This is a genomic window from Brumimicrobium mesophilum, assembly GCF_003025005.1.
GTDB lineage: Bacteria > Bacteroidota > Bacteroidia > Flavobacteriales_D > Crocinitomicaceae > Brumimicrobium > Brumimicrobium mesophilum.
In genome coordinates, this window is the sequence record NZ_PVSS01000002.1 from 37,956 (window position 1) to 57,618 (window position 19,663).

Annotated in this window: 17 protein-coding genes; 12 read left to right on the plus strand and 5 right to left on the minus strand. The window is 34.2% G+C overall.

Annotated elements, in window-relative coordinates; translation table 11 throughout:
* Positions 1-2,607: a DNA gyrase subunit A gene (gene gyrA, locus C6368_RS01865; RefSeq protein ID WP_107037483.1), complete on the minus strand. Its 2,607-nt coding sequence runs from the start codon at positions 2,605-2,607 to the stop codon at positions 1-3.
* Between the two features lie 223 nt (positions 2,608-2,830).
* On the opposite strand from gyrA, the gene C6368_RS01870 reads away from it, so the two are divergent.
* The 7 genes from C6368_RS01870 to C6368_RS01900 all read left to right on the plus strand — a co-directional run bounded on the left by C6368_RS01870 (position 2,831) and on the right by C6368_RS01900 (position 10,534).
* Positions 2,831-5,383, plus strand: a complete 2,553-nt coding sequence (locus C6368_RS01870; protein WP_107037744.1) for an ATP-dependent Clp protease ATP-binding subunit — start codon at positions 2,831-2,833, stop codon at positions 5,381-5,383.
* A 59-nt stretch (positions 5,384-5,442) separates the two neighbouring features.
* Positions 5,443-6,321: a hypothetical protein gene (locus C6368_RS01875; protein WP_107037484.1), complete on the plus strand. Its 879-nt coding sequence runs from the start codon at positions 5,443-5,445 to the stop codon at positions 6,319-6,321.
* Between the two features lie 148 nt (positions 6,322-6,469).
* The gene (locus C6368_RS01880; RefSeq protein ID WP_107037485.1) at positions 6,470-7,882 is read left to right on the plus strand and encodes a CCA tRNA nucleotidyltransferase; all 1,413 of its coding nucleotides are present in this window, start codon (positions 6,470-6,472) and stop codon (positions 7,880-7,882) included.
* Positions 7,883-7,924: 42 nt separating this feature from the next.
* The gene (locus C6368_RS01885) at positions 7,925-8,485 is read left to right on the plus strand and encodes an IS1096 element passenger TnpR family protein (RefSeq protein ID WP_107037486.1); all 561 of its coding nucleotides are present in this window, start codon (positions 7,925-7,927) and stop codon (positions 8,483-8,485) included.
* Positions 8,486-8,499: 14 nt separating this feature from the next.
* Positions 8,500-9,213: a class I SAM-dependent methyltransferase gene (locus C6368_RS01890; RefSeq protein WP_107037487.1), complete on the plus strand. Its 714-nt coding sequence runs from the start codon at positions 8,500-8,502 to the stop codon at positions 9,211-9,213.
* Positions 9,210-10,079, plus strand: coding sequence for a TraB/GumN family protein (locus tag C6368_RS01895; RefSeq protein WP_107037488.1), 870 nt, complete (start codon positions 9,210-9,212; stop codon positions 10,077-10,079). The genes C6368_RS01890 and C6368_RS01895 overlap by 4 nt, the downstream gene beginning before the upstream one ends.
* 2 nt (positions 10,080-10,081) lie before the next feature.
* The gene (locus C6368_RS01900) at positions 10,082-10,534 is read left to right on the plus strand and encodes an FKBP-type peptidyl-prolyl cis-trans isomerase (RefSeq protein WP_107037489.1); all 453 of its coding nucleotides are present in this window, start codon (positions 10,082-10,084) and stop codon (positions 10,532-10,534) included.
* Between the two features lie 321 nt (positions 10,535-10,855).
* Here C6368_RS01900 and C6368_RS01905 read toward each other — a convergent pair whose 3' ends face one another.
* From C6368_RS01905 to C6368_RS01915, 3 genes are all read right to left on the minus strand, one after another.
* A complete protein-coding gene (locus C6368_RS01905) occupies positions 10,856-12,307 on the minus strand; it encodes a glyceraldehyde-3-phosphate dehydrogenase (protein ID WP_107037490.1) in 1,452 nt (483 codons plus the stop codon).
* Positions 12,308-12,384: 77 nt separating this feature from the next.
* On the minus strand, positions 12,385-13,251 hold the full coding sequence (locus C6368_RS01910; RefSeq protein WP_107037491.1) for a sigma-70 family RNA polymerase sigma factor: 867 nt from the start codon (positions 13,249-13,251) through the stop codon (positions 12,385-12,387).
* Between the two features lie 184 nt (positions 13,252-13,435).
* A complete protein-coding gene (locus C6368_RS01915; protein WP_107037745.1) occupies positions 13,436-14,911 on the minus strand; it encodes a Do family serine endopeptidase in 1,476 nt (491 codons plus the stop codon).
* A gap of 144 nt (positions 14,912-15,055) precedes the next feature.
* Between C6368_RS01915 and C6368_RS01920 the strand changes: the two genes are divergently transcribed.
* From C6368_RS01920 to C6368_RS01940, 5 genes are all read left to right on the plus strand, one after another.
* On the plus strand, positions 15,056-15,670 hold the full coding sequence (locus tag C6368_RS01920; protein WP_107037492.1) for a hypothetical protein: 615 nt from the start codon (positions 15,056-15,058) through the stop codon (positions 15,668-15,670).
* Entirely contained in the window at positions 15,667-16,443 is a 777-nt protein-coding gene (gene dapF / locus C6368_RS01925; RefSeq protein WP_107037493.1) for a diaminopimelate epimerase, read from the plus strand. The genes C6368_RS01920 and dapF overlap by 4 nt, the downstream gene beginning before the upstream one ends.
* Before the next feature lie 117 nt (positions 16,444-16,560).
* Positions 16,561-17,076 (plus strand): GNAT family N-acetyltransferase, encoded by a 516-nt coding sequence (locus tag C6368_RS01930; RefSeq protein WP_107037494.1) that lies wholly within the window; start codon positions 16,561-16,563, stop codon positions 17,074-17,076.
* The gene (mltG, locus tag C6368_RS01935; protein WP_107037495.1) at positions 17,076-18,137 is read left to right on the plus strand and encodes an endolytic transglycosylase MltG; all 1,062 of its coding nucleotides are present in this window, start codon (positions 17,076-17,078) and stop codon (positions 18,135-18,137) included. The genes C6368_RS01930 and mltG overlap by 1 nt, the downstream gene beginning before the upstream one ends.
* A gap of 8 nt (positions 18,138-18,145) precedes the next feature.
* The gene (locus C6368_RS01940) at positions 18,146-18,643 is read left to right on the plus strand and encodes a phosphoribosyltransferase family protein (RefSeq protein WP_159038378.1); all 498 of its coding nucleotides are present in this window, start codon (positions 18,146-18,148) and stop codon (positions 18,641-18,643) included.
* Between the two features lie 93 nt (positions 18,644-18,736).
* Here the strand turns inward: C6368_RS01940 and C6368_RS01945 are convergent, their stop codons facing one another.
* Entirely contained in the window at positions 18,737-19,609 is an 873-nt protein-coding gene (locus tag C6368_RS01945) for a M90 family metallopeptidase (RefSeq protein ID WP_107037497.1), read from the minus strand.
* Between the last annotated feature and the right edge of the window lie 54 nt (positions 19,610-19,663).

Sequence of the window (19,663 nt, forward strand, 5' to 3'; positions counted from 1 at the left end):
TTACTCTTCAGTAGTATCATTTTCTGTGCCATCTTCTTCTGATGTGTCTGTATTTTCAGAATCTGACTCTTTTGAATCAACTTCGTCTCCTTCAACAGATTCACCATCAATGACTTCACCTTCTACTATCTCTACTTCGTCTTCTTTTGGAACTTTTGCAACAGCTGCTATTTCACCACCTTTCGAAAGGTTGATTACTCTAACTCCTTGAGCAGCACGACCCATCACACGAATTTGATCAACTCTTGAACGAATTGTAATTCCACGTTTAGTGATAATCATTAAATCATCTTCATCCGTAACATTCAAAATAGCAATTAAATCACCCGTTTTTTCAGTAACAGAAAGTGTTTTAACACCTTTTCCACCACGGTTCGTTACACGATAAATTGGGTCTCCTGTTTCTGGATCATTAAAGAATGAACGTTTTCCATAACCATTTTCAGAAACAACCAAAATACTGTTCTCACTGTCTGGTTCTAAACAAATCATTCCAATAACTTCATCGTTTTCTGGACGACTCATTGTTACACCCTTAACACCAATTGAGTTTCTTCCTACAGTTCTAACCGTAGACTCATTGAATCGAATAGCATAACCTGATCTTTTCGCTAAGATGATTTCTTGCGTACCGTTTGTTAACTTGGCACTTAATAATTCATCACCTTCATTAATATTAATTGCATTAATACCGTTAGAACGTGGACGAGAATAAGCTTCTAACTTCGTTTTCTTAATGATACCTTTCTTAGTACACATAACAATAAAGTTATTGTCAACATACTCTTCATTCGTTAAATCCTCAACGTTGATGTATGCTTTAATTTTATCGTCTTGCTCTATATTAATCAAGTTTTGAATCGCTCTTCCTTTAGAAGTTTTACTTCCTTCTGGGACTTCAAACACACGCATCCAGAAGCATTTACCTTTTTCAGTAAATACCATTAGATAATTGTGGTTCGTAGCTACAAAAATTGTTTCTAAGAAATCTTTATCTCGCGTAGTAGAACCTTTAGATCCAGTTCCACCTCTATTTTGAACTTTGTATTCGCTTAAACTTGTGCGTTTTATATAACCCGCGTGAGAAATTGTTACAACAACCTCTTCATCTGGAATTAAATCCTCAATTCTCATCTCTGATGCCGAGTATTCAATCACAGAACGACGCTCATCACCGTATTTATCACGGATATATTCTAATTCTTCTCGAATGATTGCCATTCTGCGTGACTCATGAGCTAAAATATCTTTCAAGTCGGCAATCGTTAACATTAACTCAGCATATTCTGCTCTTAACTTATCTTGCTCAAGTCCTGTTAATTGTCTCAATCGCATTTCAACAATCGCACGAGACTGAAGATCTGAAAGTTCAAAACGCTTAATTAAGTTTTCTCTAGCTTCATCAGGACTACTAGACGCACGTATGATCTTAATTACTTCATCAATATTATCTGATGCAATGATTAATCCTTCTAAAAGATGAGCTCTTTCTTCTGCTTTCTTTAATTCGTATTTAGTTCTTCTTACAATCACTTCGTGACGGAACTCAACGAATTTTTCAATCATTTGTTTTAAGTTCAACAACTCAGGTCGACCATCAACCAAACAAATGTTATTAACTGAAAATGAGGTTTGTAAAGACGTGTATTTAAATAACTTATTTAACACAACATTAGGAATAGCATCACGCTTCAATTCATAAACAACGCGTAAACCATTACGGTCAGATTCATCACGGATATCAGTAATCCCTTCGATTCTGCCTTCATTTACCATGTCTGCAGTTTTCTTGATCATATCTGCCTTATTCACTTGATAAGGAATTTCAGATACTACAATATGTTCACGACCGTGTTTATTTTCTTCAATAATTGCCTTAGCACGAATTACAACACGTCCTTTTCCAGTTTCAAAAGCAGATTTTACACCATCATAACCATAAATGATTCCTCCAGTTGGGAAATCAGGAGCGGTAATGTGCTTCATTAAACCGTCAATCTCTATCTCTTTATCATCAACATACGCAATTGTACCGTTAATAACTTCTGTCAAGTTATGCGGTGCCATATTTGTTGCCATACCCACGGCAATTCCACTTGCTCCATTAATTAGAAGATTAGGAATTTTCGTAGGTAAAACCGTAGGCTCAGTTAAACTATCATCAAAATTTGGAATGAAATCAACAGTATCTTTGTCAAGATCACCCAACATTTCTTCAGAAATCTTTCTTAAACGTGCCTCAGTATAACGCATTGCGGCTGGACTATCGCCATCCATTGAACCAAAGTTACCTTGTCCATCAACCAAAGGATAACGCAATGACCAATATTGAGCCATACGTACCATTGTATCATAAACTGAACTATCACCATGCGGGTGGTATTTACCCAAAACCTCACCAACGATTCTCGCTGATTTTTTATGTGCCTTGTTGGAGTAAACTCCTAAGTCTTGCATTCCATAGAGTACGCGTCTGTGTACTGGTTTAAATCCATCACGTACATCTGGAAGAGCACGCGAAACAATTACTGACATCGAGTAATCGATGTAAGCGGATTTCATTTCATCTTCGATATTAATCTTAATGATTCTTTCTCCTTCTGCCATCTTGTCATTTAATTTATTACTGCACGAAAGTTGCGTGCTTTTAGAATGTCCGAAAATAAGGATTTAAATCAAGGTAGAGGGTAGTATTTTTATTAATTATAAACAAAAACCTGTGAATAATTGTGGAGAACTTAAACCTTTCACTTGCTAAATCGTTTTATTTTTGAAAGTGTTATTTACTCATTAAGTAAGCAACACAAAATTTATGTATATTCGTAAAACTATGGAAGCAAAATTTTCACCAAGAGTAAAAGACGTTATCAACTTTAGTCGAGAGGAAGCTCTTCGATTAGGGAATGATTATATAGGTGTCGAACACCTACTGCTTGGTCTAATTCGTGAAGGAGAAGGCTTGGGCATACGCGTATTAAAAGAGTTTAACTTAGATTTAGAACAAATACGATATCAAATCGAATCGTATTTGAATAAATCTTCAAATAATTCAGCAAAAGATTTAACCAATATACCATTGGTAAAACAAGCTGAAAAAGTACTAAAAATCACATATTTAGAAGCAAAGTTATTTAAAAGCCCGGTAATTGGAACTGAACATTTGTTACTGTCTATATTAAAGGACGAAAACAATGTGGCTTGCAGAACTTTGAACAGATATGGTGTGATATATGACAACATTAAAGATGAAATTGAAGCTATGTTAGAAGAAAATAACCCAAGGGCTGAATTCCCTGGTGCTGGTGAAGGTAGCGGAGACGCTGGTTTTGCTGGTAGTGGACCAACTGGAGGTGGTGCTAGAAAATCAGGAGATACAAAGTCGAAAACGCCTGTATTAGACAATTTCGGTAGAGATTTAACCAAACTTGCAGAAAATGATCAACTTGATCCAATCGTTGGACGAGAAAAAGAAATTGAACGTGTAAGTCAAATCTTATCACGTAGAAAAAAGAACAATCCTATTCTTATAGGTGAACCTGGAGTTGGTAAAAGTGCCATCGCTGAAGGTTTAGCATTAAGAATTGTACAACGTAAAGTTTCGCGTGTACTTTTTGATAAAAGAATTGTATCACTTGATTTGGCTTCACTAGTTGCGGGCACAAAATACCGTGGTCAGTTTGAAGAACGTATGAAAGCTGTAATGGCTGAAATCGAAAAAAACAGAGATGTCATTCTTTTCATTGATGAGATTCATACTATAGTTGGTGCTGGAGGAGCAAGTGGTTCTTTAGATGCTTCTAACATGTTCAAACCTGCATTGGCAAGAGGAGAACTCCAAGCAATTGGTGCAACGACGCTTGATGAATACCGTCAACATATTGAAAAAGATGGTGCTTTAGAACGTCGTTTCCAAAAAGTATTGGTTGAACCAACTACTGCAGAAGAAACTGTTGAAATTTTGAACAACATTAAGGAGCGTTATGAAGATCACCACAGTGTGACTTATACTCCAGAAGCCATTAAAGCTTGTGTTTCTTTAACTGATAGATATATTTCAGATCGCCATTTACCAGACAAGGCTATTGATGCTTTGGATGAAGTAGGTTCTCGTGTTCACTTAACGAACATTAATGTACCGAAACAAATTATCGATATTGAAGGGAAAATTGAAGAAATTAAAGACAAGAAGAATGATGTAATTAAGTCTCAGCAATATGAAAAAGCTGCTGAACTTCGTGACTCTGAAAAGAAACTTCAAGATGAACTCGAAGAAGAGAAATTAAAGTGGGAAGAAGATACTAAGAATCATAAAGTAACTGTCACTGAAGAAAATGTTGCAGATGTTGTGGCAATGATGACCGGTATTCCGGTCCAACGAATCGCTGAAAAAGAAAGTGGTAAGTTGGCAAAAATGTATGAAGAAGTTAGAAGTCATATTATTGGACAAGACGAGGCTGTTTCTAAGGTTGTGAAAGCAATTCAAAGAAACCGTGCGGGATTAAAAGATCCTAACAAGCCAATCGGTTCATTCTTCTTCCTAGGGCCAACAGGAGTTGGTAAAACATTATTGGCTAAAGTATTGGCTAGACAAATGTTTGACTCAGAAGAAGCTTTAATTAGAGTTGATATGTCTGAATACATGGAGAAATTCTCTATTTCTAGACTAGTTGGAGCACCTCCAGGATACGTTGGATACGAAGAAGGTGGTCAATTAACTGAAAAAGTGAGAAGAAAGCCCTACTCTATCATTCTTTTAGATGAGATTGAAAAAGCGCATCCAGATGTATTCAATATCTTATTGCAAGCTTTAGACGAAGGTCACATGACTGATGGATTAGGTCGTAAAATCGATTTTAAAAACACAATTGTTATTATGACTTCTAACATTGGAGCAAGACAATTGCAAGACTTCGGAACAGGTGTTGGATTTGGAACTGCAGCAAGAGCAGCAGCAACTGATGATGATCAAAAATCAGTAATTCAAAGTGCATTGCGTAAAGCGTTCTCACCAGAATTCTTAAACCGAGTAGACGATATGATTATGTTCAAATCTCTTGAACGTGAAGATATTCATAAGATTATTGATTTGGAATTGGTTCACTTATATAAGCGTATTAATAACTTAGGTTATGAAATCGAATTGGATGATGCAGCGAAAGACTTTATTGTTGACAAGGGATACGATTCTAAATTTGGAGCTAGACCATTGAGTCGTGCGATTCAAAAATACATTGAAGATCCATTGGCTGAACAAATCATCAATGCTTCAATCAAAGAAGGAGACAAAATAAAAATGACTTTGAACGAGGCAAAAGATGCTTTGACCACCGAAGTTGAAAAAGGTGAGAAAAAAGTGAATGATGCAAAAGAAGATGAAAAATAAACCTTAATATTTTTAATAGAAGGGAGTGTTTTAATGCTCCCTTTTTTTATTCTTTCAATATGAAAAAACTATCCTTACTCCTATTGTTTGCTTTGTCATTCAATACTTACAACGCTCAAGTAAACCCTAACTTGGTTGATATTCCTCATGAAGTTTTTGTGAATGAAGGAAAAACCGATTTCAATAAAATCCTTTCTCAGGATACATCTATCATGAGTAAAGTAAGAGATCTCCACAGATTTAATGAATTGAGTCATGATTTAACTATACAAACCAATAATTTTGATGAGTATTGGGAAAGATATGCTTCACAATGGTATTCTTTCAAATTCCATAAAAATCAAGAGGCAATGTTATTATTCATGGGTCTTAAAAATGATTTGGATGAAAGAGAATATGTTGAGATATTTGACTTAGAAAAAGGAATAGAGCAAAAAGGAGTGTATGGAAATGTTGGAAGACTTTTAGCCTACAAATTTCACCCGCTAACAAATGAGCTTATACTTTACACACATAAATACCCTTGTTGTGCAGGTGCTAGCCACAATATTTACCGCATCAGAAAAGTAAATGACAAATTAAAAGTTGAGGACCGATTCTTTGTAGGAAGAGACTCCGGAGATATGGTAGGTCCATTTTTCCCTGAGAAAGTAAACTTCTCTGACAAATACCACAAACTAGACAAAAAAACTGAACTTCGTTGGTCTCCTGCAATAGTAAATGAAAATGCATTTGAGGATTATACAGAATCAAATTTGATTATCAATTACAACAAAGGTGCAACATACAAAATTCTACATGAGAAAAACGATTGGCAATTTGTCGTGTTTTTTAACGGTATAGCCGAAGAACAAAGTATGGTTTTGAACTATACGAATTTCAAGAACAAAGGAGTTTATGGATGGATTAAGGTGGTAAATACGACTAAGAATTTATAGTTTTAAATGGATTGGGTGGATTTGAAAATCAAAGTAAATTCATTAATCCAAAGAATCAAAGAACAGCCAATTGGGTGGAATTTTCAAACTCCTTATTCACTTGGCTCTATCTCATCTTTCCCAAAAGTTCAGTATATTTGCACCCGAAATGAAATTGAATTACAAAGAAAAGCTTAAGCATCCCGTTTTTAAAGTTACACGAGATATTATTACCGAACTAGGATTGGAAGCCTATGTTATCGGTGGATATGTTAGGGATTTACTTTTGGAAAGACCTTCGAAAGACATTGATATTGTTGTTGTTGGGAATGGATTAGAATTAGCTAAAAAAGTAGCAGAAAAGTTACGTGTTAAAAAAGTGACCACTTTTAAGTCATTTGGAACTGCACATTTTATATATAAAGATCTTGACATTGAATTTGTTGGCGCGCGAAAGGAATCTTACAATAGAGATTCAAGAAAACCAATTGTTGAAGATGGCACACTTGATGAAGATCAAAAAAGAAGAGATTTTTCTATAAATGCACTGGCCCTTTCATTGCATGAAGACAGTTTTGGTGACATAATTGATCCTTTTGATGGAATAGCAGATTTAGAAAACGGAATTATTCGTACACCATTAGATCCTGAAACAACTTATTCTGATGATCCTTTGAGAATGTTGCGTGCAATTCGATTTGCCACTCAACTTGATTTTAAAATTGAAAACGAGAGTTTAACCGCTATTAAGGAAAATGCTGAACGTCTTTCGATTATTTCTGAAGAAAGAATCATGGATGAACTCAATAAAATCATTCTAAGTAAATCACCTTCTCGAGGATTTAAACTTTTGTATTCGACACACCTACTCCATCAATTTTTCCCTGAAATGGTAAATTTAGCTGGAATTGAAACAATCAATGGACATTCGCACAAAGACAATTTCTACCATACTTTAGAAGTTTTAGATAATATTTCAGAAAATACAGACGATCTATGGTTGAGATGGGCGGCAATTATGCACGATATTGCAAAACCACCAACAAAAAGATACAATCAAAAAGTAGGTTGGACTTTCCACGGTCACGAAGATTTAGGTGCTAAAATGGTACCTAAATTATTCCGTAGAATGAAATTACCTATGGATGCCAAAATGAAATACGTACAAAAACTTGTACGCCTTCATTTACGTCCAATTGCTTTGGTAAAAGGTGATGTTACAGATTCGGCAATTCGCAGGTTATTGAATGAAGCGGGCGATGATGTGGATGATTTGATGACACTATGTAATGCAGACATCACTTCAAAAAACGATTTTAAGGTTAAGAAATTCAGAAACAACTTTATAAAAGTTAAAGAAAAACTTAAAACCGTAGAGGAAAAAGACAGTGTTCGAAATTTCCAACCACCAATTGATGGTAAAATTATCATGGAAACATTCGATATAAAACCTTGCGGTGAGATTGGAACAATTAAAAATCGAATTAAAGAAGCAATCTTAGAAGGAGAAATCCAAAACGACTTTGATGAGGCATTTGGAATGATGTTAAAATTAGGGGAAGAATTGGGGTTGAAAAGATAGAAAACTATTAACTTCGCTGATTGTTCAATAGGAAACAATAGTATGGCAGGACTAAAATTTAGAATATTACTCGATAGTGTTGAGAAAACAGAAGTTTTTAGAGATATTTTAATCAACGACGATTTTAATTTCGAACATTTTTACAATACTATATTGGATGCTTTTGGTTTTTCAAATGATCAAATGGCATCCTTCTTTGTGAGTGATGAAGATTGGAATAAAGGAGAAGAAATCTCATTAATGGATATGTCCTTTGGTCAATTAGACGAAGAAGAGGCTCCGGTTGAAATGAATTCTTTGCTTTTAAAAGAAAGAATCGAAAATACAAAACAACGTTTTATTCTAGTTCACGACTTTTTATCTATGTGGATTTTCTTAATTGAACTTCACGAAATTACAGATGAGGAAGTTGAACATCCCCAATTAATTTTAGAGGTCGGTGAAATTCCTCCGGGCATCTTGGATAAGGGGCATAAAAATCTAGAAGAAATGAAATTCGAAACAGATCGTGATCCAAACGCGGAAGATTTTGATGATTTCAATGACTTCGATGATGAATTTGGAAATGGTCAATTCGATAATATTGACGATTACGATATATAGTTAGATCAAATAAAATGAACACAAAAGACCCTATCGGTTCCGCTATCTGGGATTTTCATACCAACAATAATCCCATTGATATTACAGTGGAATCAGATTTAATCGATGACGATTTTCTACCTATCAATCATTTAATGCGCGAATACACCGACTTTCCTAAGTTAGAAGCAACAGCCATGAATTTTTGTGAAGGGAAAATTTTAGATGTTGGTGCAGCAGCAGGACCACATGCCAAGTATTTACTTGAAAAAGGTCACGACGTTACAACATTAGAAGTAAGTCCAAAAGCTTTTAAATATTTAAACGAAGTTTATCCAACAGCAAAGCACTACTCTACCCCAATCTTAGAATTTAATTCAGGTAAATACGATACCATTTTATTATTGATGAATGGAATTGGATTAGCTGGCACGTTTAATGAAGTTACTCCATTTTTAAAACATGTTGCCTCCTTATTAGCGCCTGGAGGAAGTATTTTATGCGATTCTACTGATGTTCAAAATGTATTTGAAGACGAAGAAGGTGGACTTTGGGTTGATTTGAACGCCAATTATTATGGAGAATTCAAATTTAATATGAAATACAAAGACCATGAGAGTGGCTGGTTTAACTGGGTTTATGTGGATTTAAAAAACCTTGAGGAGTTTGCAAATGAAGCAGGACTATCATTAACTTTATTAGACGAAGATGAAAATTCATTTTTAGTTCAATTAACAAAACAAGTATGAAAAGATTACTGACAATAATTACAAGCTTATTTTTTGTTGCGCAATTTGGGATTGCTCAAGAAGCAACGACATCTTCACTTTTATGGGAAATTACAGGGAAGAAAGTGAAATCTCCTTCCTATTTATTTGGAACAATGCATTTAATTCCAAATGATGATTTTTTATTTCCAGAATCATTACAGGAAAAAGTGAAGGAATCTGACATTTTAGTGATGGAAATTGGCGGATTGAACGAACAAATGAAAGCCATGAAATTGATGATGTTGGATTCTGGAACGATGTTCGATAAATTTAATGAAGAACAATTAGATTCTATTTTTACTTATTCGAAAGAAAACTTAGGTTTTGAAGAAGCACAGATGAGAATGGCTTTTGGAAAAATGAAACCTTTCGTATTATTACAATTGTTTATCAAAGATGCTTTTGGAGAAAATCCACAAAGCTATGAGATGTCATTTGAACAAATCGCAAAGGCCGAGGAAATTGAAATTATTGGGTTGGAAACCATTGAAGAACAAATGGGTTTTATAGACAATTTAAGTGATGAAGAACAAGTGAAAATGGTAATGGACGCGTTAAAAGATGAAGAGGATGGCGCAGAATCTTCAAGGGAACTCGTCGACATTTACTTATCTCAAGATGTGGAAAAAATTCATGAATTTACAACAAGTTCTAACATGAGTTCACCAGAGTTTGAAGAAGATTTCTTAAACAACAGAAATCAAAATTGGATCAAACCAATTAGAAAAATAATTAAGAAAAATAAAGCTTTTATTGCTGTTGGAGCGGCTCACCTAGGTGGTCCGGAAGGAGTAATCGAATTATTAAGAGCTCAAGGATATACTTTAACACCAGTAAAACTATAAGCATGAGGTGGATTGGATTTATTTTACTCTTAGCATCAATTTCAAGTTGTACCACGTATTCGGATAACGATTTAGAATCATTCGACCAAAAAATTCAGAAATACATTGATTCCACCGGTCTTGACATGGAGAAAACAGAAAATGGCCTCTACTACTCCATTTTGGAAGAAGGTGAAGGTGAAGAATTTATCAAATACAAAGACCAAGTTACATTTCACTACAAAGGTTCATTTCTAACAGGAAACACATTTCAGGTTATTGATGAAAATGATCCTTTAAGTTTTAAAGTAAACCAATTAATTATTGGCTGGCAAGATGGCTTAATGATGTTAAAAAAAGGTGGTCGAATTCATTTAATCATCCCACCGCAATTGGGTTATGCCGATAAAAGTTCGGATGTTATTCCCACAAATACGATATTAGAATACAAATTAACGGTTTTAGATGTGCAGTAGGCTTGCCCTACTAAGGCATGCCTACATTGCACACATGCCTACCGCCCACTGTTAACCATAAATTTATCACCATTCCAACACTATTGCGAAACCTTAAATTCAACCGCAATATACCACCGCGTTTCAAAACAGAATGTGATACCAAATTCACAGGGGAATTACAAAACACAATTAAATTATCATCCAATAAAAAAATCGTAGATTTCTATTTTTCAATATTATTTCCATAAAACCCAAAAAGGACGCACAATTCGTGCGTCCTTTTTTAATATATCTTTCATTACTGTGAGCTTAATGCCCTCGGTAGCTTAAAATTAACTCCTAGTAATAAATCAATCTTCTCACTTTAGCTACATATTTAGCTAAACGAATAACTTGTTTAGTATATCCAAACTCATTATCATACCAAGTGTAAAGCACTACGTTTTTCTTATCATTTGAAACAATTGTTGCTGGCGAATCAAATACCGAACAGCAAGTGTTTCCGATGATATCGCTTGATACCAACTCTTCATCAACTGAGTAATGAATCTGGTTGATTAAGTTTCCATTTAATGCTGCATGCTTAACTGCCTCATTAACTTCTTCTGTAGAAATTTCTTTATCCAATTCTAAAGATAAAATTGCTAAAGAACCATTTGGCGTAGGTACACGAACAGCATTTGCAGTTAATTTATCTTCTAAATCAGGAATAACTTTAGTTACCGCTTTACCAGCTCCAGTTGATGTAATAACCATGTTGATTGCAGCAGAACGACCTCTTCTTGGTTTTTTGTGCATGTTATCCAACAAGTTTTGGTCATTTGTATAAGCGTGAACAGTTTCAATATGTCCTTTCTTTACACCAAACTTATCATTAATTACATTCAATATTGGTGCAATAGCATTGGTTGTACAAGATGCTGCAGAGAAAATCTTAGTATCTTCCAAATTTAACGTTCCTTGGTTAATTCCATAAACAATATTTGGAATTCCTTTTCCTGGAGCTGTTAAAATAACACGAGATGCTCCTTTTGCTTGAAGGTGTCTTGATAAACTTTCTTTATCTGTAAAAACTCCAGTGTTGTCAATAATTAAAGCATTATTGATTCCATATTTTGTATAATCGATATCTTCTGGATTTTTGGCTTCAATCATTTGAACCTTCATTCCGTTGATATTCAATACTTCATTTTCAGCATCAACGTCAACTATTCCGTCAAAAGCACCATGCACAGAATCATTCATAAACAATGCCGCACGTTTTTCGATTATTGCTGGATTAACATCTCTTGTTACAATTGCTCTAAGTCTCAATTGTTGACCTTTACCAGCTTGTTTAATTAATTCACGCGCAGCTAATCTACCAATACGACCAAATCCAAACAAAACCACATCACGAGGTTCAGTTTTTGCTTTATCTTGACCAATAAAATCTTTTAATGTTTCTTTTAAAAACTCAGTTGAATTATTGTATTTGTCTTTTGACTCATTGAATTCATAAGCCAAACGACCGATATCTAATTTAGAAGGTGCTAAATCAATAGATAACAATGCTTCTGCCATATCTGATGTAGTGTAAACATCGATTGGTTTTTGAACTACCTTGCGTGAATAGTCATGCAAGTTCATTATTTCAGAAACCGTTAATCCTACTAGGTGGTTTCTAAACAATACTAACTCCACTCCCTTGTCATAAAGAAGTTGACCGGTTTTACTAGCTAATTTTACAGCTGCTCTTTCTCTTTTAACATGAGCATCTAACTGTTCTTCATACCCGTTTGAAGTATCCATATTCTTAATTTATTGTTTGATATTTTTATTGATACATATAAAAAAGGGGCTGCTAATAATAGCAGCCCCCAAATTTCTTATCCTAAATAAGCCTTCAAAAGTTTGTTTCGCGAAGTGTGTCGCAACCTCCTAATAGCCTTTTCTTTAATCTGTCTTACTCGCTCTCTAGTTAAGTTGAATTTAGATCCAATCTCTTCTAAAGTTAATCCATGGTTCATTCCAATTCCGAAGAACAAACGAATGATTTCACGTTCTTTATCAGTTAATGTTGAAAGTGAACGCTCAATTTCTCTTTGCAAAGATTCAGCCATCAATAAAGTATCTGCCTTTGGTGAATCACCGTTAGCCATAACGTCCATCAATGTTCCTCCGTCTTCATTAGCCGATAATGGTGCATCCATAGATACGTGACGACCCGAAACGTTCATACTTTCTTTAATCTTATCTTCTGGAACTTCCAAAGCCTCTGCCAATTCCTCAGCTGAAGGTGGACGTTCGTATTCTTGTTCTAAACGAGAAAATGCTTTATTGATTTTGTTCAAAGAACCTACTTGATTCAAAGGCAAACGAACAATACGTGCTTGTTCTGCCAATGCTGACAAAATAGATTGACGAATCCACCAAACTGCATAAGAGATAAATTTGAATCCACGAGTTTCATCAAATTTCTGAGCCGCTTTAATCAAACCTAAATTACCTTCATTAATTAAATCTGGAAGTGTAAGTCCTTGGTTTTGATACTGCTTTGCTACTGAGACAACGAATCTAAGGTTTGCTCTGGTCAATTTTTCTAAAGCGCGTTGGTCTCCTTGTTTGATCTTTCTTGCCAACACAACCTCTTCATCGGCTGTAATCAATTCTTCCTTACCAATGTCTTGTAGATATTTATCTAATGATTGACTTTCGCGGTTAGTAATCGACTTCGTAATTTTAAGTTGTCTCATGTTTTTTTAATCCTTATTTAATATAATGTGAAATAAAGTTCGGCAAATTTACACCAATAAAACTATTCTACAAAATATAAGTGAGTGCAAATTTTAAATATGTTAGTAATTGAATTCCTTCAAATAGAAACGCCCTCAAACAAACTTGTTCAAGAGCGTTAATGTACGAATAATTATTGAATTCTTACAATCCGAATCCAACATAATCTTTTTTACCACTTTCAGTCATTATTTCTAATAAGACTCCTTTTTGATCTTTGCGTTTCAGAAACTCTGTTAACTGCTCAACACTTGTGACTTCAACATTGTTGATTTTTGTAATAATTATTCCCTTAGATAAACCTATCGATCTTAACTTCCCAGATGAAATAGATGATATTTTAACTCCATTTGAAATATTCAATTCTTTTTTCTCAGAGTTTGTTAACTCTGCAAATGATGCGCCTAAAGCAGAATATTTTTCAACATCTTCCTTAGAAGTCAAATCGGTATTTCCATCTATGTTTTTTAATAGCACATCTTTCGTGATTACATCACCATCTCTTCTTAATGTTAAAGTAACAATATCACCAGGTCTTCTTCTTCCAATCTCTTCTTGTAATTCTGCCACTGAGTTAATTGGTTTACTTCCTACCTTTAATATAACGTCTCCTTCCTTAACTTTTGCTTTTTCTGCTCCAGAATCAGCATTTACTCCAGCTACATATAGTCCTTGGGAATCAGAAAGGTTTTTAGCATCAATTAATTCTTGTGTTACTTCTTGAATTTGGACTCCTAAGAATCCACGTTGAACCATTCCAAAATCAATTAAATCACTCATAATTTTTGCAACTAATCTTGAAGGAACAGCAAATGAATAACCTGCGTAGTTACCCGTTTGAGAAGCAATTGCCGTATTTATCCCTATCAATTGACCTTGAGTATTCACCAAAGCACCACCTGAATTCCCAGGATTTACCGCCGCATCCGTTTGAATGAATGATTCAATTGGCATAATCTCCTTATTTTGACTTCCTATAATATTGATGTTTCTTGCTTTTGCAGATACAATTCCAGCCGTTACCGTTGAGTTCAAATTAAATGGATTTCCTACAGCCAATACCCACTGCCCTACTTTAACATCATCGCTATTGGCAATTGGTATAGCTCGCAAACCAGTTTTGTTAATTTTTAGAACTGCAATATCCGTTGATGGATCTGTTCCTACAACCTCTGCATCATAAGTTGTGTTGTTATTTAACGTCACTTGAATTTCACTAGCGTTTTGAATTACGTGATTATTGGTGACGATATATCCATCTTGAGATACAATTACACCAGAACCAGAACCACTACCATATTGTTTTCGTTCTCGACCAGAACCTGGTCCATAAAAGAATTCCAAGAAAGGATCTCTTTGCACATAAGATTGGACAACTTTAGTTTTAACGTGAACGACAGAATGTACACTTTCTTCACTTGCTTTTGTAAAATCCAATTTTCCATCCAATTCAGATGAAACAAAATTAACATTAGATACTGGAGCGCCTAAATTATTATTTGAATAGCCATTTGCATCAAAATTATCGTTCAGTTCTGATGTATTCAACATAAAAAACACGCCCAAAGGCAATAGTCCTCCAAGGACTCCTAAACCAATAGATTTTATATTCTTTTTCATATTTATTATTTTATTAATCATTTTTTCTACGTCAATAATAACTCCAAAACTTATTTTTTATGCATGTTGTCATGTTAAATGATGTTAAGCACATTATTCATTCTTTTTATGTACTTTTGTGAAGCTTTAGACCATTAAAAATTAATGAAAAAAATACTCTTATATTTAATACTTTTACTTGCGGGTGTTGGAATAGGTTACCTTCTAAATTCCACTTTACATAACAGCGAATTAGATCAAAAAGACCCTGAAACTGTTTACGTTGAAAAAATCAAGAAAAAGATAGTTCGTGACACGATAAAAATCAAGAAATACATTGATGTTCCCTCTCGTGTTGACTCTGTATTTATTTCAGATACGGTTTATCTTTCAGACAGTTTAATTACTGATGAAGAAAATAAAGAATTCCTTTCTACTGAAGAAGATGGTAGCGAAGAAATCATTATTATGGAAGAGATGATTTCTCAAAGAACGATTTCCTTAACTTCTATTCCTAATGATTCAACGGATGTTTCTGAAATTTTGAATTTGAAAAGCAGCTCATTTTCTAAAGATATCATTGTAGAGTTTTGGCAGAGTCCGCTAAATTTAACAGGTTATGAATTAACAAGAAATAGACTTAAATTATTTGGATTTAATCCAAATGAAGTTATCACTTTACAAATTGACAAAAATGAAGAACAGATTTTATTGAACGCTGAATCAATGAGCTTGGTTCTGCGAAAAACGAAACAATTTAAGACACTGAAATTAAGATGACAATTAGGTTTACAAAATATCAAGGGACAGGAAATGATTTCATTATGGTTGATTGCACGTCTTCCAATAATTTTAAGTTAGAAAATGAACAAATTCAAGCGCTTTGTGACAGAAGATTTGGAATCGGAGCTGATGGAGTAATCCTTATATCTAAGCACCCCTCCCTAGATTTTAAAATGACCTACTATAATTCTGATGGATCTCAGAGCTTTTGTGGAAATGGTGCTCGATGTGCAGTTCAATTTTCGAAATCCTTAGGGTTATTTAAAACAAAAACTTCTTTTGAAGCTATTGATGGTGAGCATTCAGCAACCATAGAGGGAGATTTAATTTCATTAAAAATGAATGATGTTCCAACTTTCTCAAAAGATGACACAGCATACATAATTAATACAGGAAGTCCACATTACGTTAAATTTGTGCAAGATGTTGACAATGAAAATATTGTTGAGTATGGTAGAAATATTCGTTATTCCAAAAAATACAATGCTGAAGGCATCAATGTAAATCTTGTTGAAGTACTAGCAGACAATGAATTAGAAATGTTGACCTATGAACGAGGAGTTGAAGATGAAACTTATTCTTGTGGAACCGGAGCAACTGCTGTAGGCTTAGCTTTCGCCTTGGTTTTGGACTATGACGATGTAGATGTCAAGATTTTCGTTAAAGGTGGTGAATTGTTTGTGAAGGCCGAACGCAATGATGATTCGTTCGACCATATTTACCTTATTGGACCAGCGGAAAAGGTTTATGACGGATTGATTACAATCTAAATTCTTATCCTTAAAAAAGAACAAATCGTTAACCTCATTTTTTCTGAAACCTAAAATTATTCTAAGAATAAAGGATTCTGATAGAAATGTTGCCGAAAATCTTATATTTGAAGGATAATGCTGAAAGGAAATAAAATATATCTTCGACAACTGGAAGAAGATGATGTAAACTTGTTGTTGCTTTGGGAAAATGACACAGAAAACTGGAGATATAGCGAGTCTGAAGCACCTTTTTCATTACATCAACTCCAACATTATGTAAAAAACGCAAGTCATGTTCGTGAAAATCGGCAATTGCGATTGATTATATGTTTAAATGAAAACGATTTATCTATTGGAACAATTGATTTATTTAAGATTGATTTCAAAAATCAACGCAGCGGAGTTGGAATCCTAATTGCCAGTAAAGAGAATCGAAATCAAGGATTTGCATATGAGGCACTGGACATAATTTCTAAGTTTGCTGCACAACGTATGGGAATGAGTCAACTTTTCTGTGATATTCAAGCAGATAATACCTCGAGTATTGCGCTTTTTGAAAAATGTGGATTCCAGAAAACGGGTACAAGAAAAAACTGGTATATTTTCAAAAACAAAGCAATTGATGCTTATTTTTACCAAAAATTTATTTAATGATGAATAAGGGATTCAAACTAATGAACTACTTATGTATTTTAGCATTTCTATTGATGCTACATTCGTGTACTTCGATATCCGCTTATTTTGGTGGTAAAAAGGAAACTTTAAATCAAAATAATACTGAATTTTACATTCCAACGGGAACTGGAATTGAAGCGCTAAAAATGCTTTTAATTCAACATAAAATTATTGATGATGTAGACGCTTTTCAGGCAGTTCTAGACTATAAAGAATTCGGAAATAAGAAAATTGGAGCAGGTAAATATATAATTGCCCCAAACACTGAGTACAAAACATTAATTAATGGGTTTACTCAGAACAGTTTAGACAATGGAAACAAAGAAGTTGAAGTTGAAGTAACTTTTAATAACTGCTTGCACATCAGAGACATAGCAAGTAAAGTTTCTAAACAAATTGAAATGGACAGCGCCACATTCGTTGACTATATTTTATCAGATGAAATTCTTAAAAAATATGGATTCAATGAAGCTAAAATAGGAGCCCTTTTCCTGCCAAATACATACCGTTTTTATTGGGACACTGATCATGTGCAATTTATTGAAAAAATGGCCAGCGAATTTAAAACTTTTTGGACAGCAGATCGCATGACAAAATTAAAACAAGTTGGTCTAACTAGTCAATCTGATGCAGTAACATTAGCTTCAATTATATATAGAGAACAGGATAAATATCCAGAAGAATGGAAAACAATTGCTGGGTTGTATTTAAACAGAGTACGCAATGGATGGTTATTACAATCTGATCCAACTTTTAAATTCTGTTGGGGTGATGAATTAAAAGGTGTTGAAAGATTAACCTACGAACACAGAGCTCGAGATTGTCCTTACAACACATATATTTATCCTGGCCTTCCTCCGGGACCAATATTTATTCCTCCTGCAGCGGTCGTGGATGCCGTCTTAAACGCAGAAAACAATGATTACTTTTACATGTGCGCCAAGCCAAGAGGAAATGGCCTACATAATTTTGCGAAATCACTGGCTCAACATAATAGGAATGCTCGAGAATTTCAAAATTGGATTAGAAATAGATAAAAATGGAAATGATGAAAACATTGGTGCTCGACGAAAAAAAAATTAATCAAAAGTTGGATAGAATAGCTTATGAAATAGTTGAAAACAACTTTGATGCTGAAAATTTATATCTTGTTGGAATCAAAGGTAATGGATTCGAAATCGCTAAAGAACTAGGTAAAAGATTAGAAGATATTGGTCAGCAAAAAATTGAAGTTTGTGAATTAACTATTGATAAGAAAAAGCCACTTGAACATGATATAACAACTAGCATGTCCATGGAAAAATTTGATAATCAAGCCATAATATTAATAGACGATGTGATTAACTCTGGTCGAACAATGCAATATGCACTGATGAAATTACTCGAAAGACCAACAAAAAGAGTCAAAACAGTTGCCCTGGTTGACAGAAAACATAGAAATTTCCCTATCCGATGTGATTATGTAGGCCTTACCCTTTCTACTACTCTTCAAGATCGAATTGAGGTGACTTTAGATGGTGAGAAAAAAGCTTATTTAGTTTAGGAATAATTGATACTGGACAATTGTGTACTTCTCCATATTGCCTTAAAGGCTGCGCATGCTTGTAATGTTTAATTGATAATTCGTAATTCCAAATTAATTATCTTGATTATAATATTCATCCAAAAACTCAAATAAGGGTCTATTTTTCCTCTTTAATAAGCCAGGACATTCTTTATAATAGGTAGTAATTACAGCAAAGAATTCTGCTTCAGAAGTTCCACCATAGTCAGGAATAGTAGATTCATTGGCATTAATTTTATCCATCGCTTCTTTCATTAAACGCACCCATAATTTCTTGTCTTCTTCACCTAGGTATTCAGGAATACCATCAATATCCCCATCTGATTTATCCAATAGATGAGCAAATTCATGTACCCCAACATTGTGCTTATCGTTATCAATTTGAAAGCCTCTTTCTAAAGCTGGCAAAGACAATATCATTGTGTTGTTCATTAATCCACCATGATGAACTTTTCCATTAACTATTCCTCTCTTATTTAGAGAATTGTCCATATCGAAGTTGGTAGGATAAATCAAGACTTCTCTCAAATCTCCATAGTTATAGTAAGGCAATCCCCAAAAAGCGATAACTGCACTTGCCCCAACATAAATACATGTTTCCTTTTCAGGTTTTTCTTTTCCTATCTCGGTAATCGTTACATCAGCAATAAAAATCCCTACTCTATCTTCAAAAATGACTTTGTCTTGTTTACTCAATTTTTTGTAGAAAGAAATATTTTCAATCATCCAATGTTTATCGTTAACCGATAATGAGACTTTATTATTTCTAGGTGATTTTTTACGAGAATTGATTTTCCAGAACCACAAAGCTGCGACAACAGAAATAACCACAATTACTCCAATAATTCTAGCGCTTGTGAAACCTTTGAAATGAAGAATTACAGGAATACTTGACAAGCACACTAAAAAAAGGACAATCCACGGTAAAAATGATTTATTTTTCATGGGTTAAAGATAGGAGTTATCTTGATTTTTGCAATGAGCACCAAATTTCAAACC